The following is a 26,101-nucleotide window of genomic DNA, read 5'->3' on the forward strand; positions in this document are numbered from 1 at the left end:
AGCTTTTCTATCATCTAAGAAAGGAAAGAATATGGCGAATCATTTTCGTACAGACCGTGTCGGGATGGAAATCAAGCGCGAAGTCAATGAGATTTTGCAAAAGAAAGTTCGTGATCCACGTGTGCAGGGAGTGACTATTACAGATGTTCAGATGGTCGGCGATTTGTCAATGGCCAAGGTTTACTACACAATCATGAGTAATTTGGCATCCGATAATCAAAAAGCACAAACGGGTCTTGAAAAAGCGACGGGAACCATTAAGAGAGAACTTGGTCGTAAGTTAACTCTTTATAAAATTCCGGATTTGGTCTTTGAAAAAGACCAATCAATTGAGTACGGTAATAAAATTGATCAAATGTTGCGTGCTCTTGATCAGAAAGATTAACAACAAAAGTCGGATGGAAACATTCGGCTTTTTCTGGCTCGGATGCTTTGTCCATATATGGTGGCGTTTACAAGCCCTCGGAAAGATGTTATACTAATACTCAATGAGAATCAAAAGTAGCCTAGGAAACGAAGTCGAAGATAGAACTCTGTTACTATCTTATTTCAAGGTAACAGGCTGAAAACCTCCACTGGAGCTTTTCACTCATCAAGGCTCTTGACAACGGATAATTTTGGTTTTCGAAGAGTATAAGACCAAAGATAGAGCACAGGAGGAAGTTATGAAAACATTTATTAGTAAACTGATGTTAGTGTCCACGGTTGTACTATTAGGTGCTTGTCAGTCTAATCAGGTAAAAGGTGGTGAGAGTTCTAGTTCTAGTGCTTCAAGCCAAGTTTCAGATAGTTCTAGTTTGCAGCAAGCGTCAACGATAGCATCTAGCTCCGAGACGCAAGCATCCTCAGTGACCACTCCTGAACTAAGTGAGGTATACCAATCAGTTATTGATCGTTATCAAGCGAATATGGGGCAGCCTGCTGAGGCAATCAATCAGGATGAGGTCAGTAGCTATCTGAGCTTATTAACTAGCCAGGGGCAAGAATACAGTGGAATATTTTATAGTTTGTATGATGTCAACCATGATGGTACAGAGGAGCTACTTCTAGCTTTGGACAAGTCGGGAGAATATGTCTTAATTGATCTCTATACTCAGCTTGCCGATGAGAGTCTACGTTTGGTGGATAATTTCCGCAATCTTGGATTTGAAATTGGACCGGACGCCCTACTTCGTCCTTTACAGGATGGAACATACTTATTTGAAGGAGATGGTGTTTTTCGCATTTATCAATACAATGCGATGATTCCAGGTTTAAAACGCATTTCTGAATCAGATACCAATCCTGAAACTTCTCCCTTGCTTGAGTTGAAAAGCTTGAATTGGGTTAAGTTATAGATTTTATCAATGATTATTCCTAGGCTGGGTTTCCCGGCCTTTTGTAGTTCCTAAGAACTTTAAGTTTTCTTTTGGCAATCTTTAATCTTTCTTTTAGGAAGGAAAGGTAAACTAGGAGCATATCAGGAAGGGATACGACTTCCTAAAGAAAGAAAAGGAATCTTTATTATGAAAACAAATCTTAAAAAATTACTTTACTCTGGTGTTACTCTTATGAGTCTAGGTGTCTTAGCAGCATGTTCATCTACTTCAAGTTCAACGACGACTTCAAGCTCAGCAGCAACTAGTCAGACAAGTGTAGCGACAACTTCAAATAATAGCACTTCATCAGATTCGAGCTCGTCATCTATTGACTGGTCAGCCCTTCCAACGACAGAAGTGACGCTTTCAAATGATGGCTTGAAAATTACTGAGGGAGGAACCTATATTTTGACTGGTTCAACAACAGCTGGTGTAACGGTTGAAACAGATGCCAATGTTCGCATCATTCTAGCAGGTGCTGAGATTTCAAGTTCAGATACTGCAGCAATCAATGTTATTAATGCTGATAATGTTGAACTGGAAATCAAAGATGGTACGACGAATACAGTGAAAGATAGCAGCAATCATACAGACACCAATATTGAGGGGGCTATCCATGTTGAAGCAGATTTGACCATCACTGGTAATGGTAGCTTGACAGTTGAGGGGAACTTCCAAGATGGTATTGTATCGACGGACGACCTTGTCGTGAATTCAGGAAACATTACCGTCACTGCAGTAGATGATGGTATCCGTGGTAAGGATTCATTGACAATCAATGGTGGTACAATCAATGTAACAGCAGGTGGAGATGGTATCAAGTCAACAAATGATACAGATACAACTAAAGGATACACAACAATCACAGGTGGTGAAATTACTGTAAAAGCAGGTGATGATGGTATTAAAGCGGAGACGGCTTTGACAATTGACGGAGGTACCATTACAGTATCAGAATCTGCTGAGGCACTGGAAGGTACTAACATCACGATTAATGGTGGTACATTAGATGTTTACGGTTCAGATGATGCTATTAATGCGGCAAGTACAACGTCATCAGATATCTTTATCAAGGTAACTGGCGGTGACTTGAAAGTGGCTGTAGGTAGTGGAGATACGGATGCCTTTGATGCTAATGGAGACATTTATATCTCCGGTGGGACAATTGATGTAACAGCTCAATCTGCTTTTGACTTCGATGGAACTGCTGAATTGACAGGAGGTACTGTGACAGTTAACGGTGAGCAGATTACTCAAATCACAGCAACAGGACCAGGTGCAGGTGGTCACGGTGGCTGGTAATCAATAATAATACAAAAAGGTCTGAGTTGACGAACTCAGACCTTTCGTTTGCTTTCCATATTGGGAAGATTGATTTTGTATTTAATTACCAATAATCGAATGACTAAAGAAATGGTAAAAATGGTGATGAAGGTTGGAATTTGTGGTAATTTCCAATTTACAACGCAAAGATGATAGAGGACTCCTGAGAAAAATGCAAGGACAGCATAGACATCTTCTTTAAGAACAATAGGTGTTTCATTGACGAGTAAATCACGGGCGATTCCGCCTCCGACACCTGTCAAAGCTGCCAGAATACCACTGGTTAGAGCGTTTAGCTGGAGAGAGATGCCAGTACTGGCTCCAATGAGGGCGAAGATGGCTAGACCGATTGCATCAAAGATAAGGTTTGTCTGGGAAAGGAAATGAATCATCTTCTTATCAAGTGGTTTGTCCTGCTTTAGATTGATAACAATCAAGTACATGCTAATCGCTACTCCGAGAGATAAATAGATGGCTGTAGGATCGGTCAGAGCAGTAGGAATGCGATTGGCCATCGTATCTCGAATAATTCCCCCACCAACGGCGGTAATGATGCCGAGCAAGCTAATTCCAAAAATATCTAACTTTTTCTTAAATCCTTTTACGGCCCCCGAAACAGCAAATGCGATAGTGCCTACGTAGTTACAAATCATAAGAAATAAATCGAATTCCATAAGAACCTCCGTACCTATATTAACAGAAAGAAAGACGGCGTGCAAGCTCATTTTAAAGTTTGTGAAAAAAGTTTCAAACAAGGAAAATAAACCTTTTTGGAATTTGTGAAAAAACGCACTAAATCAATGTTTTCACGAAAATTTCTGTAAAAAGAAAACGGTTCAATTACTTGCCATTTGTGAAATATTGGTCTATCATAGTACAGAAAGAGAAAAAACTTTGGAGGAAATTATGGTATCTATCACAAAAGAACAACATTTGGACATGTTCTTGAAAATGCAACAAATCCGTGATGTTGATATGAAATTAAATAAATTAGTGCGTCGCGGTTTCGTACAAGGTATGACTCACTTCTCAGTCGGTGAAGAAGCTGCAGCTGTTGGACCTATTGCTGGATTGACAGATGAGGACATCATCTTCTCACATCACCGTGGTCACGGTCACGTTATTGCAAAAGGTATTGACATCAATGGCATGATGGCTGAGCTTGCTGGTAAGGCAACTGGTACATCAAAAGGTCGTGGTGGTTCTATGCACTTGGCAAACGTTGAAAAAGGAAACTTTGGTTCAAACGGTATCGTAGGTGGTGGTTATGCCCTTGCAGTTGGTGCAGCCCTTACGCAACAATACCTTGGTACAGATAACATTGTTATTGCCTTCTCAGGTGATTCAGCTACTAACGAAGGTTCCTTCCATGAATCAATGAACTTGGCGGCAGTTTGGAACTTGCCAGTTATCTTCTTCATTACAAACAACCGTTACGGTATCTCAACAGATATTTCTTACTCAACTAAGATTCCTCATCTCTACCAACGTGCAGCAGCATACGGTATTCCAGGTCATTATGTTGAGGATGGTAACGACGTTATTGCTGTTTATGAAAAAATGCAAGAAGTTATCGAGTACGTTCGTGCAGGAAATGGTCCTGCCATGGTTGAGGTTGAGTCATACCGCTGGTTTGGTCACTCAACTGCCGATGCAGGTGTGTACCGTACAAAAGAAGAAGTCAACGAGTGGAAAGCAAAAGACCCACTTAAGAAATACCGCAAATACTTGACAGAAAACAAGATTGCGACTGACGAAGAATTGGATGCCATCGAAGCACAAGTTGCAGAACAAGTAGAAGCATCTGTGAAATTCGCACAAGAAAGCCCAGATCCAGACATCTCAGTAGCTTACGAAGATGTTTTCGTAGACTAACGTAAGAAGTTTGACTAAGCTCTAAAGAGCAAGTCAAACTAGGGTAGCTCACCAAGGTGGACTACCTGCTTACAGGAGGAGAACAAAGTTCTCCCTATCGGGAAGACCTTCAAACATTTCCCAAATGTTTGAAGCTAACTTCGCCTATTCAGCAATATCGGCTGAATAGTCTCCGTGTCGTAAGTAACGTCAGAGTTTAAGGGAAAGTCAAACTGAGGTGTCTTAAGCAGGGACTATAGACAATTACATTGTGGTAATTGTTTGATCTTCCTTAGTACAGTAAAGATAAATTGATATAAATTAGGAGTAAAAAATGGCTGAAACAAAAGTAATGGCCTTGCGTGAAGCGATTAACTTGGCTCAAAGCGAAGAAATGCGTAAGGATGAAAAAGTATTCTTGATGGGTGAAGACGTAGGTATCTACGGTGGTGACTTCGGTACATCTGTTGGTATGTTGGACGAATTTGGTCCAAAACGCGTTCGCGACACGCCTATCTCTGAGGCAGCAATCGCTGGTTCTGCGGTTGGTGCAGCTCAAACAGGTCTTCGTCCAATCGTTGACTTGACCTTCATGGACTTCGTAACCATCGCCCTTGATGCGATTGTTAACCAAGCGGCTAAAACCAACTACATGTTTGGTGGTGGCTTGAAAACACCTGTAACCTTCCGTGTGGCATCTGGTTCAGGTATCGGTTCAGCGGCACAGCACTCACAATCTCTTGAAGCTTGGTTGACTCACATCCCAGGTATCAAAGTTGTTGCACCTGGTACAGCTAACGATGCAAAAGGTCTCTTGAAATCATCTATCCTTGACAACAACCCAGTTATCTTCTTGGAGCCAAAAGCACTTTACGGTAAAAAAGAAGAAGTTAACTTGGACCCAGATTTCTACATCCCACTTGGTAAGGGTGAAATCAAACGTGAAGGTACGGATGTAACTATTATTTCATACGGTCGTATGTTGGAACGTGCCTTGAAAGCGGCTGAAGAAGTAGCTGCAGAAGGCATCAGCGTAGAAGTGGTTGACCCACGTACCCTTATCCCATTGGATAAAGAATTGATCATCGAATCTGTGAAGAAAACTGGTAAGGTTATCTTGGTTAACGATGCTTACAAAACAGGTGGTTTCATCGGTGAAATCGCATCAATCATCACAGAAAGCGAAGCCTTTGACTACTTGGATGCACCAATCATCCGTATCGCTTCAGACGATGTACCAGTTCCTTACGCAAACATTCTTGAAAACGCAGTATTGCCAAACGTAGAGAAAATCAAAGCGGCAATCTACAAGCAAGTAAACAAGGGTTAATCTTATCGTCATCCGCTTATCTTTTCTGGCTATGTTGATTTGGCTTGCCTAAGGTCAGTTATGCCTGCACAAAATTGACTTGTCAGAAAAGCAATCGGAAAGATGATAACCCTAATATGCTAGAAATAAAGTGTTCTAGCATGACTAAGAATGCTTGGAAAAGAATTAAGCCACTTCGATCATCGAAGTCTGGTTTGGTTCTTGACAAGGTAAGAAACTGAAAGAAAGGAATTGAACCCGTCCGGAAGACTTGGAAAAAAGATAAATCGCTACGAAAATGAGGATTTTCTATTTTTCAATCGTTTTCTGTTCGGACTTGGTATCTTAATAATGGCTATTGAAATCATTATGCCTAAGCTCGGTGTGGACATGCAAGAAGGTGAAATCATCGAGTGGAAAAAACAAGAGGGCGATTTTGTCAACGAAGGCGACGTCATCTTGGAAATGATGTCTGACAAGACCAGCATGGAGCTGGAAGCAGAAGAGTCAGGCGTCCTATTGAAAATTGTTCACGGAAACGGTGCTACCGTTCCTGTAACAGAAGTTATTGCCTACATCGGTGCTGAAGGTGAGACGGTTGAAGCCGGCGCTTCAGCTGCACCTGCTGTTGAACCAGCAGCGGCTATTGAAGAAGTACCTGCAGGTCGTACACCAGTGATTGTTGCTCCTGCAACTGCTGCCAAACCACAAGGTGGTGGCAAGGTTCGTGCGACTCCAGCAGCACGTAAATTGGCGCGTGAGCTTGGAATTGACTTGGGTCTGGTTCCAGGAACAGGTGCTAACGGTCGTGTCCACAAGGTTGACGTTGAAGACTTTAAGGGAGCAGCTCCAAAAGCAACACCGCTTGCAGCCCGTATTGCAGCAGATCAAGGTGTTGACTTGTCAACTCTTACTGGTTCAGGTGTCAATGGTAAGATTGTCAAGAACGACGTTCTTGCAGTACTTGCTCCTGCAGCTGTAGAAACTGCTGCTCCAGCACCAAAAGCAGAAGAAAAACCAGCTAAAGAATTGCCAGAAGGCGTTGAAATCATCAAGATGAGCCCAATGCGTAAGGCGATTTCAAAAGGTATGGTCAACTCTTACTTGACTGCTCCGACATTTACACTTAACTACGATATTGACATGACCAACCTCATGGCACTTCGTAAGCAAGTCCTTGAGCCAATCATGAATAAGACTGGTTTGAAAGTAACCTTTACAGATTTGATCGGTCTTGCGGTTGTTCGTACTTTGATGAAAGAAGAACACCGCTACATGAACGCATCTTTGATTAACGATGCACAAGAAATCGAATTACACAAGTTCGTCAACCTTGGTATCGCAGTAGGTCTAGATGATGGCTTGGTGGTGCCAGTTGTTCACGGCGCAGATAAGATGAGCTTATCTGACTTTGTGGTGGCTTCGAAAGATGTCATCAAGAAGGCTCAATCTGGTAAGTTGAAGGGGGCTGAAATGTCAGGTTCGACCTTCTCTATCACCAACTTGGGTATGTTTGGTACTAAAACCTTTAACCCAATCATCAACCAACCAAACTCAGCAATCCTTGGTGTAGCATCAACTGTTCAAACACCAGTTGTTATCGACGGCGAAATCAAAATCCGTCCAATCATGGCACTCTGCTTGACCATCGACCACCGTATCATTGATGGTATGAATGGTGCTAAGTTCATGGTTGACTTGAAGAACTTGCTGGAAAACCCATTGGAATTGTTGATCTGAGATAAGATGCAAAAGGCGTTAAGAAAACCGTATGAAAATAGGAAATCAACGATGTGCCTTGAGGCACGAGGCGATTTATCTTTTTCAATAGGTTTTTAGCCTGTGCTCAATTTGGTAAAGAGAAAAAATAAAGAAAGGGAATAAGAGCGAGAGAGTTTTAGCAATTGAACCCGAGCGGAAAGCTCGGAAAAATAGATAAATCGTTTAGAAAATCAGGATTTTCTACGATTTCCTAATTTTTCAGTCGCTTTCTCTTCGCTCTTGGTATCTTAAACATGGCAATTGAAATTATTATGCCGAAACTTGGTGTCGATATGCAAGAAGGCGAAATCATCGAGTGGAAAAAACAAGAGGGTGATTTTGTCAACGAGGGTGATGTTATCTTGGAGATGATGTCAGACAAGACAAGCATGGAATTGGAAGCGGAAGAATCAGGTGTTCTTTTGAAAATCGTTCATGGTAACGGTGCAACTGTTCCTGTAACAGAAGTCATTGCTTACCTTGGTGCAGAAGGTGAAACTGTTGAAGTGGGTGCTGCACCTGCTCCAGCTGAAGTTGCTCAAGCAACTGCCGACTTGAAAGCAGCTGGTTTGGAAGTACCTGCAGCTCCTGCAACAGCTCCACAAGCTCCTAAGGCTGAATTGGCAGCTGACGAGTACGACATGGTTGTTGTCGGTGGTGGTCCTGCTGGTTACTACGCTGCTATTCGTGGTGCTCAATTGGGCGGTAAAATCGCTATCGTTGAGAAATCAGAATTTGGTGGTACTTGCTTGAACAAGGGTTGTATCCCAACTAAGACCTACCTTAAAAACGCTGAAATCCTTGACGGCTTGAAGATCGCAGCTGAGCGCGGTATCAACCTTGCTTCAACTAACTACACCGTTGATATGGACAAGACAGTTGACTTCAAGAACAAGGTTGTGAAGACATTGACTGGTGGCGTTCAAGGTCTCTTGAAAGCTAATAAAGTGACTATCTTCAACGGTCTTGGTCAAGTAAATCCTGATAAGACTGTTGTTATTGGCGACAAGGTTATCAAAGGTCGTAGCATCATTCTTGCAACAGGTTCTAAAGTATCACGTATCAACATCCCAGGTATTGATTCTAAGTTGGTATTGACTTCTGATGATATTCTTGATTTGCGTGAAATTCCTAAGTCACTCACTGTTATGGGTGGTGGCGTAGTCGGTGTGGAACTTGGTCTGGTTTACGCATCATACGGAACAGAAGTAACCGTTGTTGAAATGGCTGACCGTATCATTCCAGGTATGGACCGCGAAGTGTCTGTTGAATTGCAAAAAGTCCTTTCTAAGAAAGGTATGAAATTCTTGACATCCGTTGGTGTATCTGAAATCGTTGAAGCTAACAACCAATTGACAATCAAATTGAACGACGGTTCAGAAATCGTTTCTGAAAAAGCCCTTCTTTCAATCGGACGTGTACCACAATTGGCTGGTCTTGAAAATCTTAACCTTGAGTTGGATCGCGGTCGTATCAAGGTTAATGCATACCAAGAAACTTCTATCCCAGGCATCTACGCACCAGGTGATGTCAACGGTACTAAGATGTTGGCACACGCTGCTTACCGTATGGGTGAAGTGGCAGCTGAAAATGCGATCCACGGTAACCACCACAAAGCTAAATTGGACTTCACACCAGCAGCGGTGTACACACACCCAGAAATCGCTATGGTTGGTTTGACTGAAGACCAAGCAATCGAGAAATACGGTAAAGAAAACATCCTTATCGGTCGCAACAGCTTCACTGGTAACGGTCGTGCAATCGCTTCTAACGAAGCACACGGTTTCGTAAAAGTTATCGCTGATAAGAAATACCATGAAATCCTTGGTGTCCACATCATCGGTCCAGTTGCAGCTGAAATGATCAACGAAGCAGCAACCATCATGGAATCTGAATTGACAGTTGACGACGTGGCAGCATCTATCCACGGTCACCCAACCTTCTCAGAAGTGATGTACGAAGCCTTCCTTGATGTGCTTGGTGTTGCGATCCACAATCCACCAAAACGTAAATAATAAGAGCCTCTAAAATACAGTAGAGAGACAGGTCTTCGGACTTGTCTTTTGTTATCGTTTCCACTATAATAAAAATTAGTTAACAATAAAGGAGTTTTGCATGAAATACATCGTAAACAACAGCAATGACCCAGCCTATAATATTGCCCTCGAAGCCTATGCCTTCAAGGAATTAACAGATATTGACGAAATTTTTATTCTCTGGATCAATGAGCCTGCCATCATTATCGGTAAGCATCAGAATGCTATTGAAGAAATCAACAAGGAATTCACAGACGAAAAGGGCATCCATGTTGTTCGCCGTCTGTCAGGTGGTGGCGCTGTCTATCATGACCTCAACAACCTTAACTACACCATTATCTCTAACAAGGCAGACGAGGGAGCTTTTGATTTCAAAACCTTCTCCAAGCCTGTGATTGATACCCTTGCGACACTAGGTGTTGAGGCGAATTTCACCGGCCGTAATGACCTGGAAATTGACGGCAAGAAAATCTGTGGTAATGCCCAAGCCTATGCTAAAGGTCGCATGATGCACCACGGTTGCTTGCTCTTTGATGTGGATATGTCAGTCCTCGCAAGCGCCCTCAAGGTCAGCAAGGACAAGATTGAGTCTAAGGGAGTCAAGTCAGTCCGTGCCCGTGTGACCAACATCAACAACGAACTGCCAGAGAAGATGACGGTCTTGGACTTCAAAGATGCTATCCTCAACCAGATGAAGCTAGAATATCCAGATATGGACGAGTATGTCTTGTCAGAAGATGACTTGGCCCGTATCCAAGAAATCCGTGATACCCAGTTTGCGACATGGGATTGGACCTACGGTCAAACACCAGAATACACGGTTGAGCGTAGCGTTCGTTATCCAGCTGGTAAAATCACAACCTACATCAAGGCTGAAAAATCCGTCATCGAATCCATCAAGATTTACGGAGACTTCTTCGGTATCGGTGATGTATCAGATATTGAAGATTTGCTGGTAGGCACTCGCTACGAATACGCAGATGTCCTAGCGAAACTCCAAGAAATCGACACAACACACTATTTCTCACGCATGACAACAGAAGAAGTAGCAAAAGCGATTGTAGCTTAATCCATAGGGCTGCCCTTTGTTTGGGCAGTCTTTATTTTTTGTGAAAATGTTTTCGGAAAACTGTTTTCGCTTGCACATTTTCTATATTATGGTATAATTATTTTCTGTGAGTATCCCTCACTTACTCGTGGCTAGACCATGAGTCATTAGACCAAAAGGAGGAACATATCAATGGCTAAATACGAAATTCTTTATATTATTCGTCCAAACATTGAAGAAGAAGCTAAAAACGCTTTGGTAGCACGCTTTGACTCTATCTTGACTGACAACGGTGCAACTATCGTTGAATCAAAAGCATGGGAAAAACGTCGCCTTGCATACGAAATCAAAGATTTCCGCGAAGGTTTGTACCACATCGTTAACGTTGAAGCTAACAACGATGAAGCTCTTAAAGAGTTTGACCGTTTGTCAAAAATCAACGGCGACATTCTTCGTCACATGATTGTCAAACTTGACGCGTAAGAAGGTGTTGTATGATTAATAATGTAGTATTGGTTGGTCGTATGACCCGTGATGCAGAACTTCGTTATACTCCGTCTAATCAAGCTGTTGCGACTTTTACTTTGGCGGTTAACCGCAATTTTAAAAATCAAAACGGTGAGCGTGAAGCGGACTTTATCAACGTAGTCATTTGGCGTCAACAAGCTGAGAATTTGGCGAATTGGGCTAAGAAAGGTGCTCTGATTGGTGTTACAGGTCGTATCCAGACTCGTAGCTATGACAATCAGCAAGGGCAACGTGTCTACGTTACTGAGGTAGTTGCAGAAAGTTTCCAACTCTTGGAAAGCCGTACTGCCCGTGAAGGTCAAGGTGGAGGCTATTCAGCTGGCAACTCGTTTGCTGGAGGAAATGACTATAACTCACCTTATCAAGCACCTGCACAATCTACACCAAACTTCGCTCGAGAAGAAAGTCCATTTGGAGCAAGCAATCCAATGGACATATCAGACGATGACCTACCATTCTAGGTCAAAAATTAATAATATAAAGGAGAACACACATGGCTCAACAACGTCGTGGCGGTTTCAAACGCCGTAAAAAAGTTGACTATATCGCAGCTAACAAAATTGAATATGTTGATTACAAAGATACTGAGCTTCTTAGCCGTTTCATTTCTGAACGTGGAAAAATCCTTCCACGCCGTGTAACTGGAACTTCAGCTAAAAACCAACGTAAAGTAACAACAGCTATCAAACGTGCTCGCGTTATGGCTCTTTTACCATTCGTAAACGAAGATTAAAAAAACAACCCCGACGGGTTGTTTTTTCATGAGCTCGGAAATTAGAAGGCGAATTGAGACCCTGACGGGTCTTTTTAGCTTGTGCCCTAGAAACTGGAAAGGCGCAATCGCCCTGTGTGGCGATTTTTTCTTGCGCTCTAGAAATGCGAAAAGTGCAATAACAGAATGGTTCATTTTTCATGAGCTCGAAATTAAGAAAATGAATTAAGTTCTTGAATGGACTGTTTCAACCCGAGCCAAGAAGTTAGAAAGCGAGGCACGGTCTGGGGATAGACTATTTTAGCAGAGTACATAGATAAGTGATAGCGGATAAAGTTCTCGGGTGATTTGATAGCTGGACTGTATAGATAAACAAAAGCGACTGGAATATTCCAATCGCTTTGTTTTATTATTGAACTGGGGACATGGCATTGCGAATGTTATATTTCTTTTTCAAGAGGTAGCGTGCACCGAAAGCAGCAGCTCCGATAAGAATAGTAACAAGCGGAGGGAGAACTGGATTAAATGCGGCTGGAATCAGTGCTGCTAGAATGAAAACGACTGACCAAGCCAGCGTAGCAAGTCCGAGAAAAGCGATAGCTTTCAGCAATTTAGGACGTTGCCCAGTTTTAATTTGTTCTCTATAAACGAAATGGTACATCAAGTACATCCCTGCACCAACACCGAAACCGATGACAAATAAGGTCAATAGCCCATACTGTGCACCTTGGCCAAAAAGATTCATCAAACCATTGATACCAGCAATAATTGCAAGCATGAAAAGACTAGAATCTAGCCACATCAACCATGGATTTTCATTGTATTCCACTTGGTCTTTCTTTTCCTGTTCAGAAATTGTCTTACTAGCAGCCCACTCACTTGGTGCTCCATAGAGATTACGGGCAGTCACGCCAGTTTTTTGCTTTTCAATGATAGTTGGTAAAATTTCTTCCAAGAGTTCTTTGATTTCGCTATCAGACTTTCCATCTTTAATCAGTTGGTTGGTCGCAATATGGATAAATTCTTGGTTCTTTTTTGTTAATCCGTTGATTTCTGTAAATGACATGTTAATCTCCTTAGGTTAAAACCATCTCTTACGGATGAAGTAGAAGGTGAGTGATAGGCTGATTGCAAATGCGAAGAGGATAATCCACCAAAAAGCATAGGGAATATCGTTAAAAGGAATGATGTTGTCCTTAAAGTTCATACCGTATGCAGAGAAGACCATGGTTGGGATAGAGAGAACGATTGTCACTAATGCCAAGGTTTTCATGATGGTATTCTGGTTGTTAGAAATGATAGAAGCAAAGGCATGGGTCATAGAGTTCAGGATGGAACCATAGATGTCTGCCATCTCAATGGCCTGTTGGGTTTCGACCAAGGTATCTTCAAGCAAATCCTCATCCTCTTCATACTTACGGAGTAGACGTGAGGAACTAGCAAGTTTTTTGACCAAACGCTCATTGGTTTTGAGGGAAGCCTTGAAGTAGACGATGGTTTTTTCCAATTCCATGAGTACAATTAATTCTTCATTTCGAGTAGCCTCATGGAGTTGCTTCTCAATCTCTTCGCTCTTTCTGTCAATGGTCCGTAGGGCTGACAAGTAGAGTTGAGCATTGCGGTAGAGAATTTGGAAAACGAAACGAGACTTCATGAAAGTGAAGAAATTTCGTAGACGACGATGGATAAACTGCTCAAACAGTGGCAACGGTTCCAAACAAGTCGTGATAATCGCATCATCTGTTAGAATAATTCCCAAAGGAATAGTAATATAATATGTCTTGTTGTTTCGTTCTTCAAGAATTGGGACGTCGACCAGGATGAGCGTATAGTCATCTTCGACAGTGATACGAGAGGATTCTTCCGCATCGAGCGGTGCTCGCAGGTCAGCGATGTCAATTTTATAGTGCTCAGCCACTTCCATAGACTCGCTCTGGGAGGGGTTGACCAAATTAATCCAAGCCCCTGGTTCAAAGGTTTGGATTTCTTCTAAATCAGTCATGGTTGATAGAAAAATTTGTTTCATATCTTTGCCCTCCTTTTATCTTTGTTGCGTTAACGCAACCTCTATTATACCAAAAAATGTGCAGTTTCGGAAAGGTTTTATATAGAAATGTGTTATAATATGTAGACATTTAAGCGAATAAGTTGTACGGACTTTTCCTTATTCCGTATACCATAGCTTAGAGCCTCTTAAGAAAGGAATTGAATGCGTGCTAAAAGCCTAGCAAAAAAGATACGCAGTCGTTTCAGCTTCAGCTGATTACGGATGTGGATGCTGTAAAGTGCAAATCTTCTTGTGTGTTTGGCACACTTTGCAGATTTCCTATTTTTGTATAGTTTTCTTAACGTGAGATTTTCAAAACGATATTTTTTGAAAATCGAGCCAATACAAGATATAGAAATTGCCATAGGCAGTTTCGTCTGGTGTCGCGGAGTTAATCGACCGTCACCAGTTATCTTGTGAACGCACTTATGTTAGAAAGGAATTGAACACGGGCTAATGATGTTGGTGTAATGAGGAAAACTGCGTTTTCCCTATTTCCCGATCGTAACAGTCTCCCAGACTGTTACAACGCCCTTTGTATCTTTAGAAAGGATTTGAATGCGTGCTAAAAGCGTCGAGAAAAAGACAAAATGTTTTGTCACGAAGTGACGTCACATTTTCCTATTTTCTTCTCGCTTTCTTAACGCACTTATATCATGTTATGCAAGAAAATATTGTGATTCATGGGGCGCGTGCCCATAATTTAAAAAATATTGATGTGACCATTCCGCGTGAGAAGTTGGTGGTGGTGACTGGTTTGTCGGGGTCTGGTAAGTCGAGTTTGGCTTTTGATACCTTGTATGCCGAAGGTCAACGCCGTTATGTAGAGTCTTTGTCTGCCTATGCTCGTCAGTTCTTGGGCAACATGGACAAGCCCGATGTGGATTCCATAGAGGGTCTCAGCCCTGCTATTTCCATAGACCAAAAAACAACCTCGCGTAACCCGCGTTCGACGGTTGGAACGGCAACGGAAATCAATGACTATCTCCGCCTGCTTTATGCTCGGGTCGGGGTACCTTACTGTATCAATGGTCATGGTGCAATTGCGGCTTCTTCGGTGGAACAAATCGTTGATGAGGTCTTGGAATTGCCTGAACGCCAGCGTTTGCAGATTTTAGCCCCTATTGTGCGAAAGAAAAAGGGGCAGCACAAGACCATTTTTGAGAAAGTGCAGAAGGATGGCTATGTTCGGGTCCGGGTCAATGGTGATGTCTATGATGTGTCGGAAGTGCCTGAATTGTCCAAGAGTAAGGCTCACAACATTGAGGTCGTGGTCGATCGGATTGTCATCAAAGAAGGCATTCGTTCGCGACTTTTTGACTCCATTGAGGCGGCTCTGCGGATTGCGGACGGCTATGTCATCATCGATACTATGGATGAGAAGGAACTGCTTTTCTCTGAGTACTATGCCTGTCCAGTTTGTGGCTTTACGGTGCCTGAGTTGGAGCCTCGTCTTTTCTCATTCAATGCTCCTTTTGGGTCTTGTAGCGACTGTGACGGTTTGGGCATGAAGCTAGAAGTGGATACAGATTTGATTGTCCCAGATGCCAGCAAGACCTTGCGTGAGGGTGCTTTGGCTCCTTGGAATCCAATCTCTTCCAACTATTATCCTCAGATGCTGGAGCAAGCTATGAACCATTTTGGTGTGGACATGGACAAGCCTTTCGAGGAATTGACAGAAGAGGAGAAGAACCTGATTTTCAATGGTTCTGACGGAAAAGAATTCCATTTCCATTATGAAAATGAGTTCGGTGGAGTGCGTGATATTGACATTCCATTTGAAGGCTTGATTACTAACATTAACCGCCGCTACCGTGAAACCAATAGTGATTACACGCGGACTGTCATGAAGGCCTATATGAATGAATTGACCTGTGGGACCTGCCACGGCTATCGCCTCAATGACCAAGCTCTTTCTGTTAAAGTTGGTGGCGAGCAAGGACTTCATATCGGGCAGTTGTCTGACTTGTCCGTAGCAGATCATCTGGAAGTCATTGAAAATCTGACCTTGTCTGAAAATGAAGCAACCATTGCGACACCGATTGTCAAGGAAATCAAGGACCGCCTGTCCTTCCTTAATAACGTTGGTCTCAACTATCTGACTCTTTCACGAGCAGCAGGTACGCTTTCGGGTGGGGAGAGTCAGCGGATCCGTCTGGCAACCCAGATTGGCTCCAACCTGTCTGGTGTTCTCTATATTCTGGATGAGCCATCGATTGGTTTGCACCAGCGGGACAATGACCGCCTCATTGCCAGTCTGAAAAAGATGCGAGATTTGGGAAATACCTTGATTGTGGTGGAGCACGATGAGGACACCATGCGGGAGGCGGACTGGTTGATTGATATCGGTCCAGGTGCAGGTGTCTTCGGTGGAGAAATCGTTGCTTCTGGAACGCCTGCCCAAGTAGCCAAAAACAAGAAATCAATCACAGGCCAGTACCTGTCTGGCAAACGAGAAATTCCAGTGCCTCTAGAACGCCGTGTCGGAAATGGTCGTTTCCTGGAGGTAACAGGTGCCAAGGAAAACAACCTGCAGGATGTGACGGTCCGTTTCCCACTCGGAAAATTTGTGGCGGTGACAGGGGTGTCTGGCTCTGGTAAGTCAACTCTGGTCAACTCTATTTTGAAAAAAGCTATCGCCCAGAAACTTAATCGCAATTCGGACAAGCCAGGCAAGTTCAAGTCCATTTCTGGAATTGAACATTTGGATCGCCTGATTGATATTGACCAAAGTCCGATTGGACGGACACCGCGTTCCAACCCAGCTACCTATACAGGTGTCTTTGACGATATTCGTGACCTCTTTGCCCAGACCAATGAAGCGAAAATCCGTGGCTACAAGAAGGGGCGTTTCTCCTTTAACGTCAAAGGTGGTCGTTGTGAAGCCTGTTCGGGTGACGGGATTATCAAGATCGAAATGCACTTCCTGCCAGATGTCTTTGTGCCTTGTGAAGTCTGTCATGGGCACCGCTACAATTCTGAAACCTTGGAAGTACACTACAAGGAGAAAAATATCGCTCAGGTCCTTGATATGACGGTCAATGATGCGGTCGAGTTCTTCAAACACATTCCAAAAATCGAACGCAAGCTCCGCACCATTCAAGATGTGGGCTTGGGCTATGTGACTTTGGGACAACCTGCGACAACCCTGTCAGGTGGGGAGGCCCAGCGGATGAAATTGGCTTCTGAACTCCACAAGCGGTCAACTGGTAAGTCCCTCTATATCTTGGATGAGCCAACGACTGGCCTGCATACTGAGGACATTGCCCAGTTGCTCAAGGTCTTGGCCCGATTTGTCGATGACGGCAACACTGTCCTTGTCATCGAGCACAATCTGGATGTCATTAAGACAGCAGACCACATTATCGACATGGGACCGGAAGGCGGTGTCGGTGGCGGTACTGTTGTCGCGACAGGAACACCAGAAGAAGTTGCTCAAAATCCAGCCAGCTTTACGGGTCAGTATCTGAAAATGAAGTTGAAATAAGCAAGTAAAAAAGAGCCGTCGGCTCTTTTTTACTGCTCTTTATCCATATTATTCAAGGCATAGTCACAGGCCTGAATGACAAAACTGGAGAAGCTTACATCCTTTCTTACGATTGCTTCCTCGATTCTATCTACCAACTCTGACGGAAATCGAATGGTTTTGATTTCTGTTTCTTTTTTATCTGATTTTAATTTAAATGCCATTTATTTGCTCCTTGTAACAAGTGTATAGCGAAATAAATCAATATGAAATATTGCAAATTGTATTACTAAATGTATTGCAAAAATAAATAGTGTGTAGTAAAATATATCTAACAATAAATAAAGGAGCACATATGTTTAAGAAATTCTTGTTTTTATGTATAGTCTTTTTTGCAAGCATTAGTTTGGTAGCATGTGGAGGAACTAGCGAAACAACAGATACAAATAAAATTGCAATTCCAGTGGGTTCAAGTCCTGAAGAAGCAGACTACCAGTCCGTTCAAAAACAATTAGAGGATGCCGGCTTTGAAAATGTATCAACACAGAAAATCGAAGATTTGACCTTTGGAATTTTTACTAAAGATGGAGAGATTGAAAAGATTACTGTAAATGGTAACGAAAGTTTTTCAAAGGGCGACTTGTTTGAAAAAGATGTCTCTATTACGATTCACTATCATACTTTTAAAGACTATAATAATTCTGAGGAAAGTAAAGAAAGTAGTAGTGAAGAGAGTAGTTCAAGCTTAAAAAGTTCATCTTCTAGTTCTGAGCAAGAAGTAAGTACTGAAACTAGCTCTAGTCAGACAGAGCAACAAACACAGGTAATCACCCCAGATAATCCAGAGTTTGCCTATATTTTAAATAATTTTGACGAGGCAAAAACTCAAGAGTTTGTTGAAAAATATAAAGGACAAATTGTAGAATTTGATGGACATGTTGCTTACATGCATTCTCATGAAAACTATAAGACCAGGTTTGATTTTCTGCTCAATGTGGGTGATTGGGAAGAAGGGAATTATGTAGGAATAATGGCGTTTGAGAATCTTGCTTTCCATGAATTGAAGTTTGTAGATGAAACTGATACAGTTTCTACAGGGACAAATTTACACATTAAAGCTCGGATTATTAATGCAGCGAAAAAAGGTCAATTAATTTACTTAGAACCTGTTGAGCTTCGTTCACGCTAATTATGAGGCTACTGTCTGTAGGCAGTAGTTTTTCTTATCTAATATTTTCTGCTATAATAGTTAAAAAATCATTGGAGGAATAGGATGCAAAAAAGACTTGAAAAATTCGAAGCAAAATTAGCTCAATCAACTGTTGATGGAATCTTGGTGACTGGTCAAAACAATATTTACTACCTAACTGGTTTTTGGGGAACAGAGGCGACAGTCTTCATCAGTGGCAAGCGTCGCTTGTTTGTGACTGATTCGCGTTATACCTTGATAGCCAAGGCATCAGTAAAAGGTTTTGATATTATTGAGAGCCGTTTTGCCCTTGAAGAGATTGCAAAGGTGATTAAGGAAGATGGGCTTGAAACCATTGGTTTTGATAGCGAGGTGACCTACGGTTTCTATCAAAGTCTGACCAATATTTTTGAGGGTTATCAACTAGTTGCTATGTCAAACTTTATCGAAGACTTGCGCATGATTAAGGATGAGAAAGAAATTGCGACCATTCGCCGTGCATGTCAAATTTCGGACCAGGCTTTTATTGATGTTCTTGACTTTATCAAACCAGGTCAGACGACTGAGATGGACGTCAATCATTTCCTTGACCACCGCATGCGTCAACTCGGTGCAGAAGGGGCATCATTTGAGTTCATCGTGGCATCTGGCTACCGCTCTGCTATGCCTCATGGAAGAGCGTCTGAAAAGGTTATCCAAACTGGTGAGACCTTGACGCTGGATTTTGGTTGCTATTACCAGCATTATGTCAGCGATATGACACGGACCATCCATATCGGTCATGTGACAGATCAAGAGCGTGAGATTTATGATGTGGTCTTGCGTGCCAATAAGGCTTTAATTGAGCAGGCCAAGGAAGGAGTCACCTACCGCGAGTTTGACGCTATTCCTCGTGAGATTATCAATGCGGCGGGGTACGGAGCCAACTTTACACATGGCATCGGTCACGGTATCGGTTTAGATATTCATGAGTATCCGTATTTTGGAAAATCTGACGAGACTATCAAGGCAGGTATGGTCTTGACGGATGAGCCTGGTATCTATTTGGATGACAAATATGGTGTCCGTATCGAAGATGACCTATTGATTACGGAAAACGGTTGTGAAGTCTTGACATTAGCTCCCAAGGAATTGATTGTCATTTGAGAAATTTGACAGTTTGTGGTAGAATAAAACGAATAAATAAAATTTGAAGAGGTATTCAATACAATGATTGAAGCAAGTAAACTTAGAGCAGGTATGACCTTCGAAGCTGAAGGTAAATTGATTAAAGTTTTGGATGCAAGCCACCACAAACCAGGTAAAGGAAACACCATCATGCGTATGAAATTGCGTGATGTACGTACAGGTTCAACCTTCGATACAACTTACCGTCCAGATGAAAAATTTGAACAAGCTATTATCGAAACAGTTCCAGCACAGTACCTTTACCAAATGGATGACACAGCTTATTTCATGAATACTGAGACTTACGATCAGTATGAAATTCCAGTAGCGACTATCAAAGAAGAATTGCTCTATATCTTGGAGAATTCCGATGTGAAGATCCAGTTCTACGGAACAGAAGTGATCGGTGTTACTGTACCAACAACTGTTGAATTGGTCGTTGCAGAAACACAACCATCTATCAAAGGTGCGACTGTTACAGGTTCAGGTAAACCAGCTACGATGGAAACAGGTCTTGTCGTCAACGTACCAGACTTTATCGAAGCAGGTCAAAAACTCATTATCAACACAGCTGAAGGAACTTACGTATCACGTGCTTAATCGTTTCCTCTTAAGAAAGGAGAGCCTATGACAACAGAATATCAAGGCGAGATTGTTATCGCACCTCGCGTCCTTGAAGTAATTACAGGCATTGCTGCAGCGAAAGTTGATGGAGTACATTCCCTTCAAAATAAGCGTGTAGCAGACAGTTGGTCAAAAACATCGTTAAATAAAGGTGTTTATCTTGAAACTGACGAGGAAGGTCGAGTGACTGCGGATATTTACGTCTATCTAGAATATGGTGTAAATGTTCCTGCCGTATCAATGGACATTCAGCGTGCAGTCAAGACAGCAGTTTACAACTATGCAGAAGTTCAAGTGGCTGCGGTTAATATCCATGTCAGCGGCATTGTTCCTGATAAAACACCAAAACCAGCATTGAAAGATTTATTCGGAGAGGATTTCCTTGATGAAGAATAACAGACATGCCCTGCGTAAGTGCGCTTTGCAGGCAATCGTATCACTTGAATTTGGTCAAGAACCTGTTCAGGCAGCTCAGTTTTCTTATCTTTATGATAGAGAGGAAGAGCAAGAAGGAGTTGAAATTCCGCTCTTTCTCCTTAACCTTGTCAATGGTGTAGCAGACTATCGTGATGACTTGGATAAGGAGTTATCTAGCCGATTAAAAGCAGGATGGACCTTAGACCGTTTAACCTTGATTGACAAGAATATCATGCGACTAGGCCTATTTGAAATCTTACATTTCGAAGAAACGCCAGCCCGTGTTGCTGTTAACGAGGCTATTGAATTGGCTAAAGAATTTTCTGATGAATCTTCAGCTAAGTTTGTCAATGGAGTTTTGAGCCAGTTTATTAAAGAAGAAGCCTGATGAGCTTCTTTTTTACTTGAGAAACAAAAGAATGTATCACAAAAAAGCTGTACCTAATTTATTAGGCACAGTTTTTTTATATACTAGCTCCTGCTAGTAGGCTAATCGGCAGGATATAGTCTGTTTTTGTCAGTTTTTTTCCTTCGATTTTATCAACTAATAGTTCAACCAGCAGGCGAGCTATTTCGGTTAATGGTTGCTTGATGGTTGTCAGTTGAGGATAGTAGTTTTCGATGAAACTTGTTCCATCATAACCAATCAATTTAATATCTTCTGGAATAGACAGTTTCAATGAACGAATGACGTTCCATACCAGCATAGCCGTTGCATCTCCAGATACAAAGATACCATCTGGTTTTTGCTTTTCAAGAATGGCTCGGATTTCCATCTCCTTGCGCACAGGTGAGAAATCACTGGAGATATGAAAAACTTCGGCTTTGTTCAAAATAGATGTGAAACCTACTTGGCGAAGGCCGGTAGGTGAATTGGAATCATCGTTTCCGGTAATCATTAATGGATTGTGACATCCTGCTTTTTGTAAGGTTTGGGCAGCTAATACCCCGCCAGCAAAATTATCGGAAGAGACAATGGGAATGGAAGGAGAGAGGTTGCGGTCAAAAGCGATAATTGGAGCTACGACACGGTCGTAGTCTTGGATACCGAGATTGTGACTGCCCGAGATAATCCCATCTACTTGGTTAGCTGCCAACATTTCTAGATACTCACGTTCCTTATCGGACTCATGCTGGCTATTGCAAATAATGGTTTTATAGCCTCGATCAAAAAGCTCTTTTTCTAAATGGCTAATCAATTCAGAATAAAAAATATTGTTTATTGTTGGGAAGATGAGACCAACTAATTTTGCAGATTTACCTTGCAAACTACGAGCTAAATTATTAGGTTTGTAGCCTAGTTCACGCATAGCCTCTTCGACATTGCGAATGGTTTTTTCAGATAGGTATCCTTTTTTATTGATAACGCGCGAGACAGTTGTTGGGCTGACCCCAGCTAACTGTGCGACATCAGTTAGTTTTGCGACCATAATCTAAATGGTAGTAGGTTCCGGTCGGATTACCAGTCGTAATGACGATACCAGACTGATCCGCATCAGGGAAGATACGACCAGAAAATACTTTCTCTCCTTTATTGATAAAGATTTCAAAGACAGATTTGTCGATGAAGATATTGGCTGTAAGAGCTCCTGGAGAAATCTCGCAAGAGCGACTTGTACCGAAATCGAGTGCGAATGGCTGACCACAGTTGCCACGGTCTAATGTAATCTGGCCTTGTTCAGTGTCTACAGACAAGACCAAACCTTTTTCTTCTTCATTTGCGAACAATACGATTTCATGCTTCGTGCCCGCTGAAAAATCAAGTTCCAATTCGTAAACATTATTGGTTTCTTTTTGGGCTGAAAATGGCTGAGCTTCTTTACGAAGACTGGTAATCGCATCGACTGGATATTGGTAGAGCTTACCGTCCTTGATGGTTAATTCTTTAACCAATGACAGACAGCCTTGGTAGTCATAAGCATCGGTTGGGTATTCCACATCTGGAAGTGCCAACCAGCTAACAGATAGAGTTCGACCGTCTGGTGCATTAAAGGCCTGGGTTGCATAGCACTCAAAACCATAGTCCAGATTGATCAATTCGCTCGGTTCGACAATGCTTGCTGTTTCAGGATCGAAACTCTGACCAATCTTGTACATATTTGGATAGATATTGCCATAGTCCAATATCTCTTTGTCCAAGCCTTGTGGGCAGTAAAGTAAGATTGGTTGCTCACCGACGAACGCAATATTTGGGCATTCCATCATATAAGCGGTCATATCATTGGCAAAATCTAGGTCACCAACATAGGACCAGTTGAGGTAGTCGTTATTTTCAGCCTTGTAGAGTTTGACAATTCCCTTTTTATCCAGATTTTGTCCACCGACGATAGCGTAATATTGCCCTTTATAGTTGAAAATTTGTGGATCACGGAAATGGTCGGTGGTATCTTCTGGTTGCTCAATCAAGACTTTATCAATCTTTTCAATCTTACCATCTTTATCCATCAAGGCACCGATTTGGTATGGATGGCGAACCCAATTTTCATCGCGGACATTTCCAGTATAGAAGAGGAAGAGCTTGTCGCCAAATTCCATGGCAGAACCAGAGTAGGCACCGTGGCTATCAAGTGGTGTATCTGGGTACATAACTGTCCCAGTTTCTTCAAAATGGACCAAATCTGTTGATTCTGTATGGACCCAAGATTTTAATCCGTGCGCAGCACCGAATGGGAAGTATTGGTAAAAAAGCGTCCACTTTCCATTAAAATAAGAAAATCCATTTGGATCATTTAACAGTCCATGTGGTGTTTCAATATGGAAGTTTGTCCTCCAAGGAGAACTCTCTGTATTCTTCTTTATTTTTTCAATATATTCGGGTGTCCAGTCAGCATAAGCTCTGTAACGCTCCTCTGTTGCAAATGCCATAATTTTCTCCAATTTTTCTAGTTTTTCATTAATATAGTAAACGTTTTCTTGCAAAAAATCAAGTTTTAACAATGTTTTTTGATAAAATTGAAACAAAATGTGATAAACGTTTGACATATTTTATAAAAGTGATATAATAAAACCATCGAAAGTTTGAAAACACTTTCAAAAAATTAAAAAAATATTTAATAAGGAGATTTTTGCAAGATGAATAATACAGAAATTGCAAAAAAAGTCATTGACGCCCTTGGTGGACGTGAGAACGTACGCAGTGTTGCCCACTGTGCGACTCGCCTTCGTGTTATGGTTGTTGATGAAGGAAAAATCGACAAGGATACAGTCGAAGACATCGAAAAAGTACAAGGTGCTTTCTTCAACTCTGGTCAATACCAAATCATCTTTGGTACTGGTACAGTAAACAAAATCTACGATGAAGTGGTTGCCCTTGGTTTGCCAACAGCGACTACTGGTGAACAAAAAGCTGAAGCTGCTAAACAAGGTAATGCTTTCCAACGTGCTATCCGTACTTTCGGTGATGTATTCGTTCCAATCATTCCTGCGATTGTGGCAACAGGTCTCTTCATGGGTCTTCGTGGATTACTTAAGTCTATGGGGTATGAACTTCCGGAAGATATAAAAGTATATTCTGAAATTCTAACAGATACAGCATTTATTGTATTGCCAGCCTTGGTTGTATGGTCAACTTTCCGTGTATTTGGTGGTAACCAAACTATCGGTATCGTACTTGGTATGATGTTAATTTCAGGATCATTGCCAAATGCTTGGACAGTTGCTTCAGGCGGTGAAATAACACCAACTACTTTCTTCGGTTTTATCCCAGTTGTTGGTTTGCAAGGTTCAGTCTTGCCAGCTTTCATCATTGGTATTGTTGGTGCCAAGTTTGAAAAAGCGGTTCGCAAGGTTGTTCCAGAAGTTCTTGACCTCTTGCTAACGCCATTCGTGACCTTGTTTGTAATGTCTATTCTTGGCTTGTTTGTTATTGGTCCAGTCTTCCACGTGGTTGAAAACTACATCTTGGCTGGTACACAAGCAATCTTGAACTTGCCGTTCGGTCTTGGTGGTTTCCTTATCGGTGGTGTTCACCAAGTTATCGTGGTATCCGGTGTTCACCATATCTTCAACTTCTTGGAAGCTCAATTGGTAGCAACTGGTGCGAACCCATTCAATGCAATTATCACAGCAGCGATGACAGCACAAGGTGCTGCAACTGTAGCGGTTGGTGTGAAAACTAAGAATCCTAAGCTGAAGGCTCTTGCTTTCCCAGCAGCTCTTTCTGCTTTTCTCGGTATTACTGAGCCAGCTATCTTCGGTGTTAACTTGCGTTTCCGTAAACCATTCATCTTGTCCTTAGTTGCAGGTGCTGTTGGCGGTGCGTTTGCCTCAATCCTCGGGCTTGCCGGTACAGGTATGGGGGTAACAATTATCCCAGGTTTGACACTTTATACAGGCAATGGTCAAATTCTTTCATACATCCTTATGGTGGCAGTATCGTTTGCCCTTGGTTTCGCTTTGACATATCTCTTCGGGTATGAAGATGAGGAGCCGGTTGCTGGTAAAACATCAGCTGTAGCAAAGGAAACAGCGACTTTAGCTGACGAAGCTACAACAGCTTTGCTTTCTGAAGAAACTCTTGTATCTCCACTTTCAGGTAACGTTGTTGCTCTTGAAAATGTTAATGACCCAGTCTTCTCATCAGGAGCTATGGGTAAAGGTTTGGCTGTTAAACCTTCTGAGGGTGTTGTTTACGCCCCAGCAGATGCAGAAGTAACAATTGCTTTTGAAACAGGTCATGCTTACGGATTGAAAACAGCGTCTAGTGCTGAACTTTTAATTCACATCGGTATTGACACTGTATCAATGAACGGTAACGGATTTGAAAAATTAGTAGCAGCTGGTGATAAAGTAAAAGCTGGTACTCCAATCGCTAAATTCGATGCTGCGAAAATTGCTGAAGCAGGTCTTGATGATACAACCATGATCATCGTGACCAACACAGCTGATTTTGCTGAAGTTTCTACGCTTGCTGAAGGAACAATTGCTCACGGAGCAAACTTCTTGAAAGTAGCTAAATAAGAATCATAATCCGATTTTAAGGAATCTTAATTTTATTGAACAAGGAGTAGGAAAAAGGTGGAATAGCCTTTTTCCTCTGTTATGGCTTCGAGCCAGTTTTTCTCGTAGAGAAAAACAAGAAAACCACCAGCTATGCTGGTGGCTGACAAGGCTTTGAGCTTCCATTTCTTTTTCCTGATATAATCTAATTGTTCAGGTTAGATAAAGGAGGAAAAAGAAATGGCTAAAACCAGTTACAGTTTATCACATACCAAATGGATGTACAAATATCACATAGTTTTCACACCTAAGTACCGTAGAAAA

Annotated in this window: 24 protein-coding genes and 1 pseudogene; 19 read left to right on the plus strand and 6 right to left on the minus strand. The window is 42.0% G+C overall.

What is annotated here, in order from left to right; translation table 11 throughout:
* Positions 1–31: 31 nt before the first annotated feature.
* The 3 genes from rbfA to ODU34_RS06565 all read left to right on the plus strand — a co-directional run bounded on the left by rbfA (position 32) and on the right by ODU34_RS06565 (position 2,660).
* A complete protein-coding gene (gene rbfA, locus ODU34_RS06555) occupies positions 32–385 on the plus strand; it encodes a 30S ribosome-binding factor RbfA (protein WP_002942382.1) in 354 nt (117 codons plus the stop codon).
* Between the two features lie 280 nt (positions 386–665).
* Entirely contained in the window at positions 666–1,337 is a 672-nt protein-coding gene (locus ODU34_RS06560; RefSeq protein ID WP_205014962.1) for a colicin lysis protein, read from the plus strand.
* 168 nt (positions 1,338–1,505) lie between these two features.
* Positions 1,506–2,660, plus strand: a complete 1,155-nt coding sequence (locus ODU34_RS06565; RefSeq protein ID WP_105183868.1) for a carbohydrate-binding domain-containing protein — start codon at positions 1,506–1,508, stop codon at positions 2,658–2,660.
* Positions 2,661–2,695: 35 nt separating this feature from the next.
* On the opposite strand, the gene ODU34_RS06570 is transcribed toward ODU34_RS06565, so the two are convergent.
* On the minus strand, positions 2,696–3,355 hold the full coding sequence (locus ODU34_RS06570; RefSeq protein WP_024401072.1) for a trimeric intracellular cation channel family protein: 660 nt from the start codon (positions 3,353–3,355) through the stop codon (positions 2,696–2,698).
* 232 nt (positions 3,356–3,587) lie between these two features.
* On the opposite strand from ODU34_RS06570, the gene ODU34_RS06575 reads away from it, so the two are divergent.
* From ODU34_RS06575 to rpsR, 8 genes are all read left to right on the plus strand, one after another.
* Positions 3,588–4,556 (plus strand): thiamine pyrophosphate-dependent dehydrogenase E1 component subunit alpha, encoded by a 969-nt coding sequence (locus ODU34_RS06575; RefSeq protein WP_013730549.1) that lies wholly within the window; start codon positions 3,588–3,590, stop codon positions 4,554–4,556.
* Positions 4,557–4,869: 313 nt separating this feature from the next.
* Positions 4,870–5,865, plus strand: coding sequence for an alpha-ketoacid dehydrogenase subunit beta (locus ODU34_RS06580; protein ID WP_014638601.1), 996 nt, complete (start codon positions 4,870–4,872; stop codon positions 5,863–5,865).
* A 330-nt stretch (positions 5,866–6,195) separates the two neighbouring features.
* On the plus strand, positions 6,196–7,584 hold the full coding sequence (locus ODU34_RS06585; protein WP_136647199.1) for a dihydrolipoamide acetyltransferase: 1,389 nt from the start codon (positions 6,196–6,198) through the stop codon (positions 7,582–7,584).
* 275 nt (positions 7,585–7,859) lie between these two features.
* Positions 7,860–9,620: a dihydrolipoyl dehydrogenase gene (lpdA, locus tag ODU34_RS06590; RefSeq protein WP_105179576.1), complete on the plus strand. Its 1,761-nt coding sequence runs from the start codon at positions 7,860–7,862 to the stop codon at positions 9,618–9,620.
* Positions 9,621–9,720: 100 nt separating this feature from the next.
* Complete coding sequence (locus ODU34_RS06595) at positions 9,721–10,710, plus strand: lipoate--protein ligase (RefSeq protein ID WP_105179577.1); 990 nt, start codon at positions 9,721–9,723, stop codon at positions 10,708–10,710.
* Between the two features lie 171 nt (positions 10,711–10,881).
* The gene (gene rpsF, locus ODU34_RS06600; RefSeq protein WP_002942403.1) at positions 10,882–11,172 is read left to right on the plus strand and encodes a 30S ribosomal protein S6; all 291 of its coding nucleotides are present in this window, start codon (positions 10,882–10,884) and stop codon (positions 11,170–11,172) included.
* An 11-nt stretch (positions 11,173–11,183) separates the two neighbouring features.
* Positions 11,184–11,678 carry a single-stranded DNA-binding protein gene (locus ODU34_RS06605; protein WP_002942409.1) on the plus strand — a complete coding sequence of 165 codons (495 nt, stop codon included), beginning with the start codon at positions 11,184–11,186 and terminating at the stop codon, positions 11,676–11,678.
* A 32-nt stretch (positions 11,679–11,710) separates the two neighbouring features.
* Positions 11,711–11,950, plus strand: coding sequence for a 30S ribosomal protein S18 (gene rpsR, locus ODU34_RS06610; RefSeq protein ID WP_002939250.1), 240 nt, complete (start codon positions 11,711–11,713; stop codon positions 11,948–11,950).
* 388 nt (positions 11,951–12,338) lie between these two features.
* On the opposite strand, the gene ODU34_RS06615 is transcribed toward rpsR, so the two are convergent.
* Both ODU34_RS06615 and ODU34_RS06620 read right to left on the minus strand, forming a co-directional pair.
* Positions 12,339–12,995: a DUF1129 domain-containing protein gene (locus ODU34_RS06615; protein ID WP_012027735.1), complete on the minus strand. Its 657-nt coding sequence runs from the start codon at positions 12,993–12,995 to the stop codon at positions 12,339–12,341.
* Between the two features lie 15 nt (positions 12,996–13,010).
* A complete protein-coding gene (locus ODU34_RS06620) occupies positions 13,011–13,955 on the minus strand; it encodes a magnesium transporter CorA family protein (protein WP_002939248.1) in 945 nt (314 codons plus the stop codon).
* A 682-nt stretch (positions 13,956–14,637) separates the two neighbouring features.
* Here ODU34_RS06620 and uvrA point away from each other — a divergent pair.
* Positions 14,638–17,463 carry an excinuclease ABC subunit UvrA gene (gene uvrA, locus ODU34_RS06625; protein ID WP_136647197.1) on the plus strand — a complete coding sequence of 942 codons (2,826 nt, stop codon included), beginning with the start codon at positions 14,638–14,640 and terminating at the stop codon, positions 17,461–17,463.
* A gap of 29 nt (positions 17,464–17,492) precedes the next feature.
* Here uvrA and ODU34_RS06630 read toward each other — a convergent pair whose 3' ends face one another.
* The gene (locus tag ODU34_RS06630; protein ID WP_162841172.1) at positions 17,493–17,666 is read right to left on the minus strand and encodes a YlcI/YnfO family protein; all 174 of its coding nucleotides are present in this window, start codon (positions 17,664–17,666) and stop codon (positions 17,493–17,495) included.
* 131 nt (positions 17,667–17,797) lie between these two features.
* On the opposite strand from ODU34_RS06630, the gene ODU34_RS06635 reads away from it, so the two are divergent.
* The 5 genes from ODU34_RS06635 to nusB all read left to right on the plus strand — a co-directional run bounded on the left by ODU34_RS06635 (position 17,798) and on the right by nusB (position 21,227).
* The gene (locus tag ODU34_RS06635; RefSeq protein WP_105134659.1) at positions 17,798–18,631 is read left to right on the plus strand and encodes a DUF4839 domain-containing protein; all 834 of its coding nucleotides are present in this window, start codon (positions 17,798–17,800) and stop codon (positions 18,629–18,631) included.
* Positions 18,632–18,715: 84 nt separating this feature from the next.
* The gene (locus ODU34_RS06640; protein WP_105179579.1) at positions 18,716–19,777 is read left to right on the plus strand and encodes a Xaa-Pro peptidase family protein; all 1,062 of its coding nucleotides are present in this window, start codon (positions 18,716–18,718) and stop codon (positions 19,775–19,777) included.
* A gap of 63 nt (positions 19,778–19,840) precedes the next feature.
* Positions 19,841–20,398 carry an elongation factor P gene (gene efp / locus ODU34_RS06645; protein WP_105179580.1) on the plus strand — a complete coding sequence of 186 codons (558 nt, stop codon included), beginning with the start codon at positions 19,841–19,843 and terminating at the stop codon, positions 20,396–20,398.
* Between the two features lie 27 nt (positions 20,399–20,425).
* Positions 20,426–20,818 carry an Asp23/Gls24 family envelope stress response protein gene (locus tag ODU34_RS06650; RefSeq protein WP_002942446.1) on the plus strand — a complete coding sequence of 131 codons (393 nt, stop codon included), beginning with the start codon at positions 20,426–20,428 and terminating at the stop codon, positions 20,816–20,818.
* Positions 20,808–21,227 carry a transcription antitermination factor NusB gene (gene nusB, locus ODU34_RS06655; RefSeq protein ID WP_105139080.1) on the plus strand — a complete coding sequence of 140 codons (420 nt, stop codon included), beginning with the start codon at positions 20,808–20,810 and terminating at the stop codon, positions 21,225–21,227. Before ODU34_RS06650 ends, nusB begins: the two co-directional genes overlap by 11 nt.
* Positions 21,228–21,303: 76 nt before the next feature.
* On the opposite strand, the gene ODU34_RS06660 is transcribed toward nusB, so the two are convergent.
* Positions 21,304–22,269, minus strand: coding sequence for a LacI family DNA-binding transcriptional regulator (locus ODU34_RS06660; RefSeq protein WP_002942449.1), 966 nt, complete (start codon positions 22,267–22,269; stop codon positions 21,304–21,306).
* Entirely contained in the window at positions 22,250–23,704 is a 1,455-nt protein-coding gene (locus tag ODU34_RS06665; RefSeq protein ID WP_105179582.1) for a sucrose-6-phosphate hydrolase, read from the minus strand. The genes ODU34_RS06660 and ODU34_RS06665 overlap by 20 nt, the downstream gene beginning before the upstream one ends.
* Before the next feature lie 207 nt (positions 23,705–23,911).
* Here ODU34_RS06665 and ODU34_RS06670 point away from each other — a divergent pair, with 207 nt between their 5' ends.
* Both ODU34_RS06670 and ODU34_RS06675 read left to right on the plus strand, forming a co-directional pair.
* Complete coding sequence (locus tag ODU34_RS06670) at positions 23,912–25,798, plus strand: sucrose-specific PTS transporter subunit IIBC (protein WP_105179581.1); 1,887 nt, start codon at positions 23,912–23,914, stop codon at positions 25,796–25,798.
* Between the two features lie 219 nt (positions 25,799–26,017).
* A pseudogene (locus tag ODU34_RS06675) lies at positions 26,018–26,101 on the plus strand (IS200/IS605 family transposase); the annotation flags it as partial.

This window comes from Streptococcus sp. 2018WUSS126, assembly GCF_044427425.1.
In the GTDB taxonomy this organism is placed as follows: Bacteria; Bacillota; Bacilli; order Lactobacillales; family Streptococcaceae; genus Streptococcus; species Streptococcus hashimotonensis.